Below are 15157 nucleotides of genomic sequence, written 5' to 3'. Positions count from 1 at the left end.
CAACAGAGGCCCGCCGGCACGGGGGCGGCGGGCCTCTACGGGGGAAGCGTCCCCTACGAGGGGATCGGGCCTCCACCGGGGGAATCGGGGGAACGGGAGGCCACGAACGGCAGTGCGACGAAGCGGCCCGGTCTGTACGGGGGCGCGCTGCCGGGGGGTGGGCCCAGCGCTCGCGGACGTCGGGGGTCGTCCGCGGGCGCTGGGCTTTTTCGCGCACGCACGGTCGTGCGGTGTCCCGGATCAGTCCGGCCGACTGCTGGCGCGGTCGTGCAGGAGGCGGGCCGTGGCCTCGCGCAGGATCCGTGGACCGTCCTGGGTGAGCAGGGATTCGGCGTGGAACTGCAAGGAGGAGAAGTGCGGCCCGCGCAGGGCGTGGATCTCTCCGGTCTCCGGTGAGCGACTGATCTCCAGCACACCGATCCCCGGGCAGTCGGCCTTGTCCTCGTCGCTCCAGGCGGCGAAGGCGTTGTAGAAGCCGACGCGTTCGAGGCTCCCGAAGAGGTTGATCTCCTTCTGCACGCCCTGGTTGGGCACGTCGCGTCGCCGCACCGGGAAGCCCAGCCGGGTCGCGAGGACCTGATGGCTGAGGCAGACGGACAGGAACGGCTGCCGGCTGTCCAGCAGCCGATCGGTCGCGGCGGCCAGGTGGGTGATCTTGGGGTGGTCCGTGTCGCGAGGATCGCCCGGCCCCGGTCCCATGACGACGAGGTCGTGGGCGTCGAGGCGGTACGGCTCGTCGTAGCGGCGGACGGTCACCTCCAGCCCCAGCGCCCGCAGTTGCTGGTCGAGCATGAAGGTGAAGGTGTCCTCGGCGTCGATGATCAGCGCCCTACGGCCGACGAGCGCGGAGTCCGGGCGTTCGCGCTCGGTGGCATCGGCGAGCCAGAACCCCGCGATCGTGTCGTTGCGCCGGGCGAGCGCCGCGTTGATGTGGGGATGCGCGCCGAAGCCCGGCGAGCGGTCGCTCTCCAGGGCGGTGAGCAGCCCGGCGGCCTTGGCGCGGGTCTCCTCGACCTCGGACCGCGGGTCCGAGTGCCGTACCAGTGTGGCCCCCACGCCGATGCGCAACCGGCCGTCACCGTCGATGTCGGCGGTGCGGATGAGGATCGAGGAGTCGAGGGTGCGCTCGCCGGCGTCGTCGTGTCCGATCACGGCGACCGCTCCGCTGTAGTAGCCCCGGCCCCGCGGCTCATGACGGCTGATCACCCGGCAGGCGCTCTCCAGCGGACTGCCGGTGACGGTGGGCGCGAACATGGTCTCGCGGAGGATCTCGCGCACATCGCGCGAGGTGCGCCCCTCGACGAAGTACTCGGTGTGCGCCACCCGGGCCATTTCCTTCAGATACGGTCCGGTGACACGGCAGCCGTCCGGGCAGATCCGGGCCATCATCTTCAGTTCCTCGTCGACGACCATGTACAGCTCGTCGGTCTCCTTGGGGTCGGCGAGGAACGCCATCACGTCCGGCAGCGTGGGACCGCTCGCGGGATAGCGGTAGGTGCCGCTGATCGGGTTCATCACCGCGACACCGTCGTGCAGGCTGATGTGCCGTTCCGGGCTGGCACCGACCAGGGTCCGATCCCCGGTGTGCACCAGGTACGTCCAGTAGGCGCCCTGCTCGCACTCCAGCAGCCGGCGGAAGAAGCACAGGGCGTGCGCGAGCGTGTAGTCCGTGATGTCCGCGACCAGCGAGCGGTGGATGACGAAGTTGGCGCCCTCGCCTTCGCCGATCTCGTCCCTGATCACGTTGCGCACGATCTGGGCGTACGCGTCGTCGTCCACGTCGAAGTGCTTGCCGGTCACCTCGATCGGCACCTCCGCGATGCGGCGTACCGCGTCGGCGACCGTCAGCACGGCCTGGTCGGTGACCGTCATGGCCAGCAGGGGCGCGCCGTCGTCGGCGCAGGCGAAGCCGCGCTCCGCGATCTGACGGTAGGGGAGCAGCGCCAGGACCTCGTGAGCCGCCCGTCCCGGCTGCGCCGGCTGTGTGCGGATGGGGAGTTCGGCCAGCGAGTCCAGCGTCGAGACCTCTCCGATCACCACCTCCAGCAGCCCCGGTCCCACTGTCTCGGGCCGGTGCAGCAGGGCGAAGGGAGGGGGCTGCGGAACCAGCACCCGGTCCAGCGGATCCTGCGGCGCGCTCGCTCGTGGCGATGTCACTGGGCCGTCACCACCGCGTCGAGCGAGGTGACGACCGCCTCGGTGGTGAGGACCACCGCGCAGCGCTCGGCCGCGTACTCCAGGGCGAGCCGGTGGTGCCTCTCGGAGAAGTCGGCGACCGCGTCGGCGACCAGGAACGTCTCGATGTCGTGGCTGAACGCCTCGACGGCCGTCACCAGCACTCCGACGTGCGCGTACACCCCGCACAGGATGAGCTGGTCACGCCCCGACTCCCGCATCCATTCGAGCAGCCCGGAGCGGAAGAAGGCGCTGTATCTCCACTTGGTGAACATCCGGTCCGTCTCGGCCGGCGCCAACTCGTCGACGATCTGGCGGTCCTCGGGGGCCGGGCGCATCCCCGGACCCCAGAAGTCCTTCAGCAGCCCTCGCTCCCGCTCGTCCATGCCTCCCGGTTGTGCCGTGTACGCCACCGGGACGCCGACGGCGGCACACCGCTCGCGCAGTCGTACGGCGTGGCCGACCAGCTGGTCGCGCAGCCCCCCGTCCGCGGGGAGGGGCTTGAGGAAGTAGCGCTGCATGTCGTGCACGAGGAGGACCGCACGGCCGGCGTCCGGCATCCAGGGCGCCGTGTTGCCGGGCAGGTCGCTCGCGGTGGGCAGGGGGTAGGAGTGGACAGGGGGTATGCCGGACATGAACGTCTCCCGTGGGATCAGGGTGTCCGGCCGCCCGGACGTGCCGGCGCGGCCGGACAGAGCTGTGCGTGCGATGGTCAGACGCCGAGCGCCGCGCCTCCGTCGACGGTGAGGGCGTGCAGCGTGACGTGGGACGCCTGGTCCGAGAGAAGGAAGACGACCGCGTCCGCCACGGCGGACGGCTGGGCGATCCGGCCCAGCGGGATGCCCACGCGGAACGCCTCGGGGCGGCCCTCGACGGTGTGGCGGGGGCCGGACTCGTCCTGCCACATGGAGGTGAGCATCGGGGTGTCCGTGGAACCCGGCGCGACCACGTTGCAGCGGATGCCGTGGCGGGCGACCTCCAGGCCCAGGCACTTGGTGAACATCGTCGCGGCCGCCTTGGACGCGCAGTAGGCGGCCATGTCCGTGCGGGGCGTGCCCGCCGCGTTGGAGGCGACGGTGACGATCGCTCCCCGGGTGCGATCGACCATCCGGTTGACCACCGCCCGGGACATGTGGAACACGCCCGTGGTGTTCACGGCGAAGGTGCTGAGCCAGTCCTCCTCGGTCAGCTTGCGGGCCTCGCCGAGCCGTAGCACTCCCGCCGCGTTGACGAGATAGTCCACCGGCCCCACCCGGTGCTCCACCGCCTCCACCAGCGCTTCGGCCGCCGCGGCGGAGGTCACGTCGGTGGGGAACCCCTCCACCGTGAATCCTTCCGCGGTCAGTCGCCCCACCGTCGCGTCGAGCCCGTCGGTGTCCCTGTCGACCGCCGCGATCCTGACGCCCCGCTCGCCCAGACTCCGGACGACCGCTTCACCGATCCCACCTGCCGCACCGGTGACTATCGCTGTCCTGCCTTCCATCCCTACGAACCTCCCCGTTGACTTCCTCGTTCGCGGAATTCGACCCCTCACTCATCCCCGCCACGCGGCGGCCACCGCGATGGCCTGCCGGGGGTTCAGCCTCGGGTCGCACAGACTCGTGTACTTGACGCCGACCTGGTCGAGCCGCGTGTGGTCGGACACGCACTCGGTGACCTCGTCGGGCGTGGTCTCCAGATGCATGCCGCCGGGGACGCCCCCGGCCGCGCGCACCGCCGACTGGAACTCCCCGACCTCGTGCAGGATCGACTCCACGAACCTGGTCTTGAGGCCGTCCGGCCCGTTGACGGTGTTGCCGTGCATCGGGTCGGTCAGCCAGATGACCGGGTGCCCCGCCCCGCGCACCGCCTCGACCAGCGGCGACAGTTTCGCTGTCACCGCCTCGGCGCCCATGCGCGCGATGAGCGTCAGGCGGCCCGGCTCGCGTGCCGGATCGAGGCGCTCGCACAGGGCCACCACCTCGTCGCGGGTCATCGTCGGCCCCACCTTGCAGGCGACGGGGTTCACCACGTCGGCCAGCAACGCGACATGCGCGCCGTCCAGTTGACGGGTCCGCTCGCCGATCCAGGGCCAGTGCGTGGAACCGAGCAGCAGCCGCCCGTCGTCCGTGTGCCGGAGCAGGGGGACCTCGTAGTCCAGTACGAGCGCTTCGTGGCTCGTCCACACCTGGGGCTCGACGGGCGGCTCGGGCGTCGGCCGGGAGCCGGGCGGCCGAGGTGCTTCGTCGTCGGCCCAGCCGAGGAACGTCATCGCGTCACGGGCGGCCTGATAACACGTCAGCATCCGGGCGGGGTCGTGCCGCCTGGCGTGCGGGGCGGGCTGCGGGTCGTTCACCATGTGGCCGCGGTAGACCGGGAGTTCCATATCGCTCACCAGTTCGGTCGCACGGGAGCGCGGTTTGGCGAACTGGCCGGCGATCCTTCCCACGCGCAGCACCGGCTTGGACGAGACGGTCTTCATCACGCCCGCCAGCGCGTCGAGCACGCCCGCCTTGCGGGCGACGGACCCGGCCGTGCACTCCATCGGCACCTCGGCGCAGTCTCCGGCCTGGATCACATGGAGTTCGCCGGCCGCGACGCGCGCGAGCAGGCGACGGAGCAGGTCGGTGTCCTCGACCCGCACCAGCGCGGGTGAGGCGGCGAGTCGGCGTCTCACCCGTACGAGCAGTTCCCGATCCGCCCAGACGGGCTGCTGCCGCGCCGGCGGCGGATCCGTGTCCCCGTGGGCGCCCTCGGCCGCGCGGACGTCCGTCCAGGCGGCCAGAGTGGCGGACCCGTCGGCGATCCCTGACATTCACTTCCCCCGTTGATTGAGTCGTCCTTGCCGTTCAGCTGCCGGTGACCTGGTTCAGCAGCTCCTCCCACTCCCGGGCCGCCGGTGCCTCGTCACCGCGCCAGGCCACATGGTGGTCGGGCCGGACGAGCACCAGGTCGCGCTCCCACACGGCCCGTACGGCGGCGCTGTCGACGGTGAGCAGGTCGACGGGGAAGCCCCCGCGCCGTGCCTGCTCCGCCAGGTCCTTGCCCCGGTTCTCGCCGGAGAGGTCGACCAGGGTGAACCCGGTACCCAGCCGGTCGAACAGGGGTGTGCCGTCCGTCAGCCGCACGTTCGGCGCGCGGCCACCGGGCCAGGTGGTCGGCACGATCGCCTGCCACTGCCAGTCGGGCTCCGGTCCGTCCTCGTGCCGCACGACCGGGGAGCCGGTGTAGCGGTAGCCGAAGTGGATGCCCATGTTGTCGATCTGGAAGCTCTCCTTGTCGAGGTACGCCGCCAGCTGCGGGCGTGTCGCCCCGGCGGCCGCCAGCTGCGGGAACCGCATCCACACGGCGAGCAGGTTGGCGCACATCTCGCGGTTGAACAGGGCGACGGGCCGGCGCTCGGCCTCATAGGAGTCGAGCAGGCCCGGACCGGCCCAGCCGTTCACCGTGGCGGCGAGCTTCCATCCGAGGTCGCAGGCGTCGCCGAGGCCGGTGTTCGCCCCGTGCCCGCCGGTCGGATAGAACTGGTGCGCGGAGTCCCCGGCGAGGAAGACCCTGCCGCTGCGGTAGGAGTCGGCGACCGCCAGTCGCCCGTACCAGTGGGCCACGTTGAGCACCTCGTCGACCGCGAAGTCGAATCCCAGCCGCTCCTTGACGACGGCGAGCGGCTCCGCCGGCTCGGGTGTGCCCTCGGGGAGGACGAACGTCCCGGTCCAGGTACGCCCGCCGTCCCGGTTCACCAGGGTCGCCCCGCCGGCCGTGATGGTCAGGAAGGACGGTCCGTGGCGGAACAGGGCGGGATCCTCGCTGCGGAAGTACACATCGCAGTGGCGGGTGCTCGGGCCGCTCTGCCCGGTCGCGATGCCCGCGCGACGCCGCACCGTGCTGCCGCCCCCGTCGCACCCCACGAGGTGATCGGCGCGCACGGTGTGCTCGGTGCCGTGGACCTCGTCGGACAGGTGCGCCGACACCCCGTTCCCGTCGTCCGTCAGATCCAGCAGGGCCCAGCCCTCACGCAGGTCGATCAGCGGATGCTCGCGCACCTGCCGGCGCAGGACGTCCTCCAGCAGCGAGCCCTGGAGGCGCTGGTACGGCTCCAGCGGGGCGGATCCGTCGGTGACCTCGGCGAACCTCTCGCGCAGCCCCGCCACCGACGGGTACCTCCACACCGAGACGGGCGGCTGCCCGTGGTCGGTGGTCCAGAGGAAGTCGAACGGTTCGTCGGCGGCGACACCGCGGCGGCGAATCTCCTCGGTCACGCCGAGGCGGCGCAGCAACTCCATGCTGCGGCCGTTGATGAAGTCCATCTTGGGGTGCGCCGAGACGGTCGTGGAACGCTCGACGACGGTGCTGCGCACGCCGTGGTGGGCCAGCTCCAGCGCGAGGGTCGCGCCGACCGGTCCGGCGCCGACGATCAGGACGGGTGTGCTGTCGGGGAGGGCGGAAACGTGGTCGGGCACGGATGCTCCTGTGAGATCGGCACGCGAGAAGGCAGCGGGGTGACGGGATCGGGGCACCGCGTCGTCGGTCACGGTCCGGGCCCCGGTCCCCGGTCGCTACGAGGGCTGGGCCCCGGCGTCCGGCTGAGCGTCGAAGCGGATGAAGCGGGTGAGCAGGGCGGCGACCAGGGCCACGGCCACGGAGCACCACAGGGCGAACTGGTAGCCGGACACGAGGGCCTCCAGCGGTTCCCGGGAGTCCGCGACCGCGTGGGTGCGCGCGTCGGCGATCGCGACGAGTCCGGCCAGGCCGATCGCCCCGCCCGCCTGGTACGTGGTGGTCGCCAGCCCCGAGCCCGCACCGGCGATCGGGCCGGTGAGCCCCATCGTGCACACCACGAAGGACGAGACGATGGACACCCCGAGGCCGAAGGACCACAGCACGGCGGGCAGCAGGAAGCCGGTGACGTAACCGGCGTCGACGTCGATCACCGTCGCCCACGCGGCGAGCGCCAGGGCCTGGACGAGGACACCGCCCATGAGGACGTTCTGCGGACCGAACCGCAGCACTCGCGGGGCCACCTGCGTGCCGGCCAGCATCGCCAGCGGGATGGGCACGTAGGACAGGCCCGCCTTCGCGGGTTCGTAACCGCGCACCTGCTGCAGATAGATCGTGATGACGAAGAACGTGGAGATCAGCAGGGTGCCGACCAGGGCGAAGGTCACGTTGCCGACCACCAGCGGACGCATGCGCAGCAGCACGGACGGCAGGACCGGGTCGGCGGCGGTGCGCTGGCGGACGACGAACCCGACGAGCAGCGCCGCGGCACCGGCGAAGCCGGCCAGTGTCGCGGCCGAGCCCCATCCCTCGGCACCGCCGCGGGCGATGGCGAAGATGAGCAGCAGCAGACCGCCGGTGGCGGTGACCGCGCCGATCACGTCGAGCCGGGCGTCGGTCTGGGGGCCGGTGGCCGGCAGCAGCCGCAGGGCGGCCAGGAGGATGCCGATGCCGATGGGGACGTTGATGATGAAGATCCACTCCCAGCCGGCCGTGGTGAGCAGCCCGCCGAGCACCAGACCGACCGGCGCGGCGACGCCGCCCATGCCCATGAAGAGGCCGAGCGCCTTGTTGCGGTCCGGCCCCTCCGGGAAGATGTCCGTGATCAGCGCGAGGGCCGCCGGGGTGACCAGCGCCGCGCCCAGTCCCTGCAGCAGCCTGGCGACGACCAACTGCCAGTCGTCGGCGGCGAGCCCGCAGCCAAGCGAGGCGAGCGTGAAGAGGGCCACGCCCGCGGTGAAGAGCCGCCGCCGGCCGACGACGTCGGCGGCGCGGCCCGCGAGCAGCAGGAAGCCGGCGAAGCCGAGCAGATAGGCGTCGACGACCCAGGCCAGGCCGGTGGCCGAGAAGCCAAGGTCGTCCCTGATGGCGGGCAGCGCGATGTTCACCACCGAGGCGTCCATCACCGACATGAACTCGATCAGCGCCAGCACCGAGAACATCGCCCAGGGACCGCGGCCGCCGGCCTTCGCGGCCGTCCCCGACGCCGGGGAGCCGGCGTCGACGGCCCCGCTCCGGCTCGGCGTGATGTCGTTGGTCATGAAGGTGTCCCATTCGTCGTGTCGTCGGGGTCGGTGCCGGCTTCGGCCCGCTGCGACCTGAGCAGCGGCGCGGTCACACTGATCAATCGTCGACAGACGCGGGCCCTCGGGCATCACGTCTTCACGCCATCCTTCGTGACGCCCGGGGCACTTGGGCGGTCGGGAGGCGGGCGCGGCAGATCGCGTGAAACTGTGATGTCCGGACCCGGGCCCGGGCGCCATGCTGCGGCGAAAGGCAAGCCCCTTTGCCGTCGGAACGCGCGAAAGGCCGACCCGTGATCATCTTCAAGTACACGCTGCCCGTCAACGACCCGAGCCTTCCCCAGTACCCGGAGATCGACCGTGACCAGCTCTGGGAGAGCCTGGTGCACAAGGCGGCCAACCCGGTCTCGTACGTGCCGTCGATCAGTTTCGCGGAGGTGCTGGAGGAGTTCGAGGGCGGCTTCGTGCGGCGTATCGCGCTGCGCGGCGACCATTCGGTGCTGCTGCGGGAGCGGGTGACTCTGGAGCCGAAGCAGCGCATCGTCTTCACCCAGCTGGACAACCCGCTGCTGACCGAGATCACCAACGAGATCGGCGTGGACCCGGAGGGCTTTCTCACCTTCACGTTCACCGCCACGCTGTCCGCCGCGGGTGTGGAGCGGAGTCGGCGCGAGGCCGGTTTCATCGCGGAGAACGACCTGTTGTTCTACGACACGGCGGCCGCCACGGTGAACACCGTGCGGCTGACGGCGGCCCGTGCGGTGACCGCGGCCTGAGAGGCGGGCATGCGGGAATGCCGCGGTGCCGGGCCTGTGAGGGGCCCGGGACCGCGGCATTCCCGCGTTTTCGGCGCGGTGGTTACGCGAAGCCGCCGTTGGCGTGGATGGTCTGGCCGGTGAGCCAGCGCCCGTCCTCACCGGCGAGGAAGGCGACGACGTCGGCGATGTCGCCCGGCTGCCCGAGCTTGCGCAGCGGGGTCTGGGCGATCAGGGTGTCGAGGTTGGCCCGCGCCTCGGGGGCGAGCATGTCGGTGTCGGTCGGGCCCGGGGCCACGGCGTTGACGGTGATGCCGCGCTCGCCCAGGGCGTGGGCGAGGGAGCGGGTGAGGACCTCGACGCCCACCTTGGTGGCACCGTAGGCGCCGAGGAAGGCGATGGCCCCCGCCGGCAGCCCGGCGGAGAGGTTGACGACCCGGCCGCCGTCCCTCAGGTGCTTGGTGGCCTGCTGGTGGGAGAGGAAGACGCTCTTGAGGTTGGTCGCGACCAGCCGGTCGAAGTCCTCCTCGCTGATGTACTCCACCGGTGCGGCGGCCACGGTCGCGGCGTTGTTGACGACGATGTCGACGCCACCGAACTCCTTGACGGCGGTGTCGTACAGAGCGGCCACATCGGCGGCGACGGACACGTCGGCCCGGACGGCGACGGCCTTGCCGCCGGCTCCGGTGATGGCCTTCACCGTCTCCTCGGCAGCCTCGGCGTTGTTCTGGTAGTTGACGACGACGGCGGCACCCTCGCGGCCGAGACGCTCGGCCGTCGCACGGCCGATGCCCCGCGACGCGCCGGTGACGATGGCGACCTTGCCGTTGAGACTCATCTCTGTTGACTCCTTGCCAGTTGGTCAGAGCGGATGACAGGTGGTGACGGTGCTTCCGCGCACGCGCCCGGTTCAGCCCGGCAGTGGTACGGACTGGGCGTGCCGGAAGACGTTCTTGGGGTCCCACTTGGCCTTGGCCTGTTGCAGCCGTGGGAAGTTGACGCCGTAGTAGAGGTCGTGCCAGGGCACGCCCGACGTGTTCCACGCCGGGTCGGAGAGGTCTCCGTCGGCGTAGTTGACGAAGCAGCCGTCGGTGACGGCGTTCGACACGGGCACACCGCCGGTGCCCGCGTACACGTCGCGGTAGAACTCGCGGATCCACGCCTCGTGCCAGGAGTCCTGCGCGGCGTCCCGCCAGAAGTTGACGTACATCAGCTTCATGACGGAGTCCCGCTGGGACACCGCGGTCGCGGTCGGGGAGACGGAGTTGACCCGGCCGCCGTACGAACTGATCAGCACCAGCGCCCCCGGGTACGGGTAGTCGGGGCGCGTCAGATGCTTGTAGAACGCGGCGACATGGGCGTCCGTGAAGGTCTTGCGCATGTAGGCGGACTTGCCCTTGAAGCGGTTGGTGGGGTCGCCGCCGCCGGTGAAGCCGGGCCACTCGACGCCGTGCAGCCATGGCAGGGTCCGGCGTTCGTCGACCCGGAAGGAGACCCCCGTGCCCTGGTTCACGGCCGCGAGGAAGTCGTCGAGCAGTCGGTCGGCACCGGACGCGGTCGCGTCGATCTCCGTCGTCATGGAGAAGGACCCCGCGGCCTTGGGGCCGGGCTTCAGCTGGCTGAACAGTCCGGCGTAGGCGGAGGACGCGGAGCTGTTCTGCTCGCACCAGGTGCCGTAGTTCTTCAGGATCCGGCCGAACGAGTCCTCCGTCAGATCGGCCCAGGACCAGGAGACGGAGTTGACCAGCAGCGAGGCCGGCGGCTTGGGCAGCAGGCTCTCGGGGGTGGAGCCGGTGGCGTTCGGGGACCGGAACAGATAGCGGGTGACCACACCGAAGTTGCCGCCGCCACCGCCGGTGTGCGCCCACCACAGGTCCCGGTTGGGGTCCGAGGCATCCCTGGTGGCCGTGACCAGCCGGGCCTTGCCGCCGGAGTCCACCACGACCACCTCGACCGCGTACAGGTGGTCGACGATGAGTCCGTGCCGCCGGGAGAGCGCTCCGTAGCCGCCGCCCGCCACGTGCCCGCCGGCCCCGACCGAGGGGCAGGTGCCGCCGGGCAGGACGATCCCCCAGCCCTTGTAGAGGGCCTTGTACATCTGCACCATCGTGGCGCCCGCCTCCACGGCGAACGCCTGCCGGGAGGAATCGAAGTACACCTGGTTCATCTGGGACATGTCGATGACGACCTTGATGCCGTCGCTGACCCAGGGCTCGTAGCAGTGCCCGCCACTGCGTACGGCGATCCTCTTGCCGGCGGTGACGGCCTCCTGAACGGCGGTCAGCACCTGACTGGCCGAGCTGACGATCCGGACGGAGTCGGGCTTGCCGACCCACCGCTGGTTGAATCCGCGGACCAGGTCCCCGTACTGCTGGTCCGCCGGTGTGACGTTGAACGGACCGTAGGCGGCCGCCTCGCGCGTCTCCGCGGTGGCCGCGACAGCCGTGGTGGCACCGCCGACGACGGTCCCCGCCGCCGCCGAGGTCACCAGGAATCTTCGACGCGATATCCCACTCATCTTCTCCCCCATCGAATATCGGTCCCGCCTGCCCGTGGACGGCTCGGGACCCGTGCTGCGACCGGCCCCTGCGGCGGGATCACCAGCCTGTCAACCACGCCTCGTCCGCCACATCGCGTCATCACGTGATCCTCGGGCGCTCCGGCCGGAGTACGGGGGTCGCGACGCCGGGAAAAGCTCACGAGAACCGGGGATGCCCCCGCGCGACGTGCGGGAGATGCTGCCTGTCGGCGGGTACGGCCGAGACGCGCGGCGTACGGCGTATCGCGTCCGCCGCACCGCCGGACCACAGGAGGCGAACACCCATGTCCGTGCTGAGCTGGACCCTTCCGGTCGTCGGAGAGGACGAGGAGGGAAAACGGCAACTGGATCCCGAGGAGGTCTGGCAGGGCCTGCTGCTCAAGGCGGAGAATCCCGTGCCGTTCATCGCCGGCATCACCGCGTGCCGGGTGCTGGAGCGTCACAAGGACGGGCTGCTGCGGGAGATCACGGTGGCGGACCGGGCCAAGGCCCGTGAGCGGGTCGTCTTCCACGACCGCCGGCTCATGGTCTTCCACCAGGTCGACGACCCGTACCTCGCCGAGATCCACAACGAGATCGGGCGGGACGAGCAGGGGACGACCACGCTCACGATCAGGGTGGTGCTCTCGGCGGAGGGGAAGGCCAAGGGCGAGAGCGACGACTCCTTCGTGGAGTCGACCGCACGCTACTTCGGCGGGATCGTGCAGCCCATCGTCGACACCATCGTCCGCCTGCGGGGCGGGCCGGGGGCGTGACCGCCGGGGCGGTCACGCCCGGCGCGTCAGGCGGTGGTCCGTTCGCCGCCCGCGTCGTGCAGCATCGCCTGCCGTGCCAGCTCCACCCGGCTGGAGACACCCAGCTTGGCGAAGGCATGCCGCAGATGCGTGTCCACCGTGTGCGGCGACAGGAACAGCCGCTCGGCGGCGGCCCGGTTGGTCAGCCCTTCGGCGACCAGACGCACCACGCGCAGCTCGGCGCCGGTGAGGCTGTCCCAGCCCGTCTGCGCCCGCTGCACCGACTGCCACTTCTTGCGGCGTACGCCCAGACCGCGCAGGGCCCGCTGGACCCGTGCGATGGACCGGGTGGCGCCGCAGTCGGTGAACCGTCCGAGGGCCTCCTCCAGCAGGGCCACCGCGCAGCCCCGGCGACCCGCCCGGGTCTCGGCGTGCGCGGCGTCCTCCAGGGCGATGGCCCGCGCCAGATGGCGGGGGCTGGCACGGTAGGCGTCCAGCGCCGCGTGCAGCATCGCCACGTCATCGGTGAGGAGCCCTTCGGCATGGTGGGCGGCGGCCGCGAGCGAGAGGGTCTTTGGGGTGCCGTCGGCCAGCTTCCGGGCGACGGCCGCCGCGTGCCGGGCCTCCTCCGACGCCCCCGCGTCGAGCGCGAAGCGCACCAGGGCGGGCGCCGCCCACGCGACCTGGGTCAGCAGCAGGGGGCGCTCGTCGAGTCTTTCGTACACCCCCGACAGAGCCGTCACCGCGGCCTGGGGGTCGCCCTCGGCGTACGCCAACTGGGCCTGGAGCCAGGCGATGTCCTCCGGCACGACCCCGTAGCCGGACTCGGCCATGCGGTGGGCCTCCGTGAACAGCCTGCGGGCGCGCACCAGTTCGTCCCGGTGGATCGCCACCTGGCCGAGAATCGTGAGGAGGGACGGAACGATGGCCAGCGCGCTGAGCTGTTCGGCCACCGCCTTCCCGGCCACGGCCTCGGCCTGCGCGTCACTCAACTGGCCCGCCATGAGCCGCAGTTCGGCCCGGCCGTAGTGCCACAGGGGAAGTGACCAGGCGGATCCCAGCGCCCGGGTGTCGTTCTCCCCCAGCTCCAGGACGGCGTCGGCCTCGCCGAAGCGGTCGGCGGCGACCAGCGCCCGGCCCAGCCACAGCCGGGGATGCCGGTGCCGTGCGTCGCCGCCTGTGTCGTCGGCGAGCTGCACGGCCTCCGAGGCGAGGGAGACCGCCTCGTCGACCCGGCCCAGGATGCGCGCGGCGACGCTGAGAGCCGCGCCCGCGTACACCACGGTGTCCGGCTCACCGACCGCCATCGCCTCGATCGCGGAGGCCTCCGCGCCTCTCACGTCGTCGCCGTTGAGCAGAGCGTGCGACTGGACCGCGAGGAGCCGGCCCCGGACCGGATCCGCGATCCCCTGCTGGGTCAGGGCGCGGCGGGTGTACTCGACCGCCATCGCGTCCTGGCCGGCGTGCTTCAGCGCCTCGGCCAGCCCGACGTACACCGAGGCCTCCTGTACGCGGCTGATGTTGCGGTGCAGCGCCTCCGCGCCGAGGTCACGGGCCTCGATGATGCGGCCGGACGAAGCCAGCAGACTCACCGCCCGCGCGATCAGGCCCGACGCCTCGGGGTCGTCGGCGGGCAGCAGGCCGAGCGCTTCCAGAATCAGGTCGGCGGCCGTGCTGGGCGAGGTGGAGGCCACCTCGTCCGCCGCCGCGCAGAGCACGTCGATGGTGTGCGGGTTGTCGCGGCAGGCGCCTCGGATCAGGTGCAGCGCGGTCTCGGCCCGGGGGCTGCCCGCGGCCTCCAGGACGGTGGCGGCCTCCTGGTGCAGGATCCGCCGGACCGATCCGGTGAGGGAGTCGTAGACCGCTTCCCGGATGAGGTCGTGCCGGAAGGCGAGCGCCGTGCCGTCGTCGACCAGCACATGCGCCTCCACCGCCTCCTCGACCTGCGGGAGCAGGGCGACGCCGCGCTCGCCGAGCAGACCGGCCGCCTCGCTCGGCAGGAACGGGCGGCCGAAGACCGAACCGGCCTCCAGAAGCCGCCGTGTCGGTGCGGACAGGTGGTGCAGCTGGTAGTCCACGGCGCTCAGGAAGTCGTCGGGCAGGACGTCGTCCCCCACGACCTCGACCATGTCGGCCACCCGCAGCAGCCGGTCGTCGTCCCCCAGTGCCTTGAGCAACTGCTCCAGCAGGAAGGGGTTGCCGTCGCTGCGCGCGGCGAGCGCCGCCAGGGCGGGGCTCGGTTCGGCACCGAGCACGTGCGAACAGAGCTGCACGACGGCGTCGGGGCCGAGCCGTCCGAGGACGACGTGTTCGGCACCGTCCTGGAGGAGCCGGCCGACCACGTCGTAGCGCGACGACTGGACCGACGGCGAGCGCCGCGCCAGCAGCCACTGCACCGGGCAGGCGCGCAGCCTGGGCACCAGGATCTGCAGGGTGAACGCCGTGAGTTCGTCCATGGACTGGGCGTCGTCCAGGGCGATGACGAGCGGGCGGGTGCGGGCGTGCTCCTCGATGAGGTCGCCCAGCCGGCTGACCAGCCAGAAGCGGTCGGCCTCCTGGCTGCCGAGGCCCCGGAGCGCCGCCATGTCCGCCCGGTCCACGACCGGCGGCGCGCTGTCCCGCAGCGCGGACAGCAGGACCGCGAGCGGCGCCACCCGGTCGAGTTCGGTGGCGCGGCCCAGCGCGAAGGTCATCCCCAGTCGCTCCGCCTCACGGGCCGCTTCCTGCAGCAGTCGGCTCTTGCCGATGCCGGGTGGTCCCTCCACCACGAGACACCGGCCACTGCCCGACGCCGTCGCCCGCAACGCGTCGCGCAGTAAGCCCAGTTCGGTGTCCCGACCGACGGCTGGACCCGCGTTCTTCACAACCATGCTCTGTCTCGTCCCCCCGTGGCGATCGACCGACGACGGCCCGTGTCTCCCGGCTCGGCTCGTCATCGGCACATGCTTTCGATGC

11 protein-coding genes are annotated in these 15157 nt (G+C 71.6%); 2 read left to right on the top strand and 9 right to left on the bottom strand.

From position 1 onward, the window contains the following. Nucleotides 1–240 precede the first annotated feature (240 nt). The 6 genes from ACZ52C_RS13620 to ACZ52C_RS13595 form a co-directional block, all read right to left on the bottom strand. On the bottom strand, nucleotides 241–2157 hold the full coding sequence (locus ACZ52C_RS13620; RefSeq protein WP_469074883.1) for an anthranilate synthase family protein: 1917 nt from the start codon (nucleotides 2155–2157) through the stop codon (nucleotides 241–243). Continuing rightward, a complete protein-coding gene (locus ACZ52C_RS13615; RefSeq protein ID WP_469074882.1) occupies nucleotides 2154–2810 on the bottom strand; it encodes an isochorismatase family protein in 657 nt (218 codons plus the stop codon). The genes ACZ52C_RS13620 and ACZ52C_RS13615 overlap by 4 nt, the downstream gene beginning before the upstream one ends. Before the next feature lie 77 nt (nucleotides 2811–2887). Continuing rightward, entirely contained in the window at nucleotides 2888–3658 is a 771-nt protein-coding gene (locus tag ACZ52C_RS13610) for a 2,3-dihydro-2,3-dihydroxybenzoate dehydrogenase (RefSeq protein ID WP_469074881.1), read from the bottom strand. Nucleotides 3659–3709: 51 nt separating this feature from the next. After that, nucleotides 3710–4969: a 3-deoxy-7-phosphoheptulonate synthase gene (locus tag ACZ52C_RS13605; RefSeq protein WP_469074880.1), complete on the bottom strand. Its 1260-nt coding sequence runs from the start codon at nucleotides 4967–4969 to the stop codon at nucleotides 3710–3712. Nucleotides 4970–5003: 34 nt separating this feature from the next. Next, nucleotides 5004–6614 carry an FAD-dependent monooxygenase gene (locus tag ACZ52C_RS13600; RefSeq protein ID WP_469074879.1) on the bottom strand — a complete coding sequence of 537 codons (1611 nt, stop codon included), beginning with the start codon at nucleotides 6612–6614 and terminating at the stop codon, nucleotides 5004–5006. 96 nt (nucleotides 6615–6710) lie between these two features. Then, nucleotides 6711–8192, bottom strand: a complete 1482-nt coding sequence (locus ACZ52C_RS13595) for an MFS transporter (RefSeq protein WP_469074878.1) — start codon at nucleotides 8190–8192, stop codon at nucleotides 6711–6713. Nucleotides 8193–8467: 275 nt separating this feature from the next. Between ACZ52C_RS13595 and ACZ52C_RS13590 the strand changes: the two genes are divergently transcribed. Beyond that, entirely contained in the window at nucleotides 8468–8950 is a 483-nt protein-coding gene (locus ACZ52C_RS13590; protein WP_469074877.1) for an SRPBCC family protein, read from the top strand. A gap of 82 nt (nucleotides 8951–9032) precedes the next feature. On the opposite strand, the gene ACZ52C_RS13585 is transcribed toward ACZ52C_RS13590, so the two are convergent. Both ACZ52C_RS13585 and ACZ52C_RS13580 read right to left on the bottom strand, forming a co-directional pair. Further along, a complete protein-coding gene (locus tag ACZ52C_RS13585; protein WP_469074876.1) occupies nucleotides 9033–9767 on the bottom strand; it encodes an SDR family oxidoreductase in 735 nt (244 codons plus the stop codon). Between the two features lie 72 nt (nucleotides 9768–9839). After that, nucleotides 9840–11447: an FAD-binding oxidoreductase gene (locus ACZ52C_RS13580; RefSeq protein ID WP_469074875.1), complete on the bottom strand. Its 1608-nt coding sequence runs from the start codon at nucleotides 11445–11447 to the stop codon at nucleotides 9840–9842. Between the two features lie 305 nt (nucleotides 11448–11752). On the opposite strand from ACZ52C_RS13580, the gene ACZ52C_RS13575 reads away from it, so the two are divergent. Next, complete coding sequence (locus tag ACZ52C_RS13575; RefSeq protein WP_469074874.1) at nucleotides 11753–12223, top strand: AtaL-like protein; 471 nt, start codon at nucleotides 11753–11755, stop codon at nucleotides 12221–12223. A 26-nt stretch (nucleotides 12224–12249) separates the two neighbouring features. Here ACZ52C_RS13575 and ACZ52C_RS13570 read toward each other — a convergent pair whose 3' ends face one another. Then, nucleotides 12250–15072, bottom strand: coding sequence for a helix-turn-helix transcriptional regulator (locus ACZ52C_RS13570; protein ID WP_469074873.1), 2823 nt, complete (start codon nucleotides 15070–15072; stop codon nucleotides 12250–12252). Nucleotides 15073–15157 lie beyond the last annotated feature (85 nt).

This window comes from Streptomyces sp. NPDC034049 (assembly GCF_055575575.1).
Note: the sequence above shows the minus strand (reverse complement) of the source record. Positions and strands in the feature narration are given on the sequence as shown.

What these genes read in the sequence shown, in the direction of transcription:
- ACZ52C_RS13595 (WP_469074878.1), bottom strand. Translation starts at nt 8,192, where the DNA reads ATGACCAACGACATCACGCCGAGCCGGAGCGGGGCCGTCGACGCCGGC.
- ACZ52C_RS13610 (WP_469074881.1), bottom strand. Translation starts at nt 3,658, where the DNA reads ATGGAAGGCAGGACAGCGATAGTCACCGGTGCGGCAGGTGGGATCGGT.
- ACZ52C_RS13585 (WP_469074876.1), bottom strand. Translation starts at nt 9,767, where the DNA reads ATGAGTCTCAACGGCAAGGTCGCCATCGTCACCGGCGCGTCGCGGGGC.
- ACZ52C_RS13605 (WP_469074880.1), bottom strand. Translation starts at nt 4,969, where the DNA reads ATGTCAGGGATCGCCGACGGGTCCGCCACTCTGGCCGCCTGGACGGAC.
- ACZ52C_RS13580 (WP_469074875.1), bottom strand. Translation starts at nt 11,447, where the DNA reads ATGAGTGGGATATCGCGTCGAAGATTCCTGGTGACCTCGGCGGCGGCG.
- ACZ52C_RS13615 (WP_469074882.1), bottom strand. Translation starts at nt 2,810, where the DNA reads ATGTCCGGCATACCCCCTGTCCACTCCTACCCCCTGCCCACCGCGAGC.
- ACZ52C_RS13575 (WP_469074874.1), top strand. Translation starts at nt 11,753, where the DNA reads ATGTCCGTGCTGAGCTGGACCCTTCCGGTCGTCGGAGAGGACGAGGAG.
- ACZ52C_RS13570 (WP_469074873.1), bottom strand. Translation starts at nt 15,072, where the DNA reads ATGGTTGTGAAGAACGCGGGTCCAGCCGTCGGTCGGGACACCGAACTG.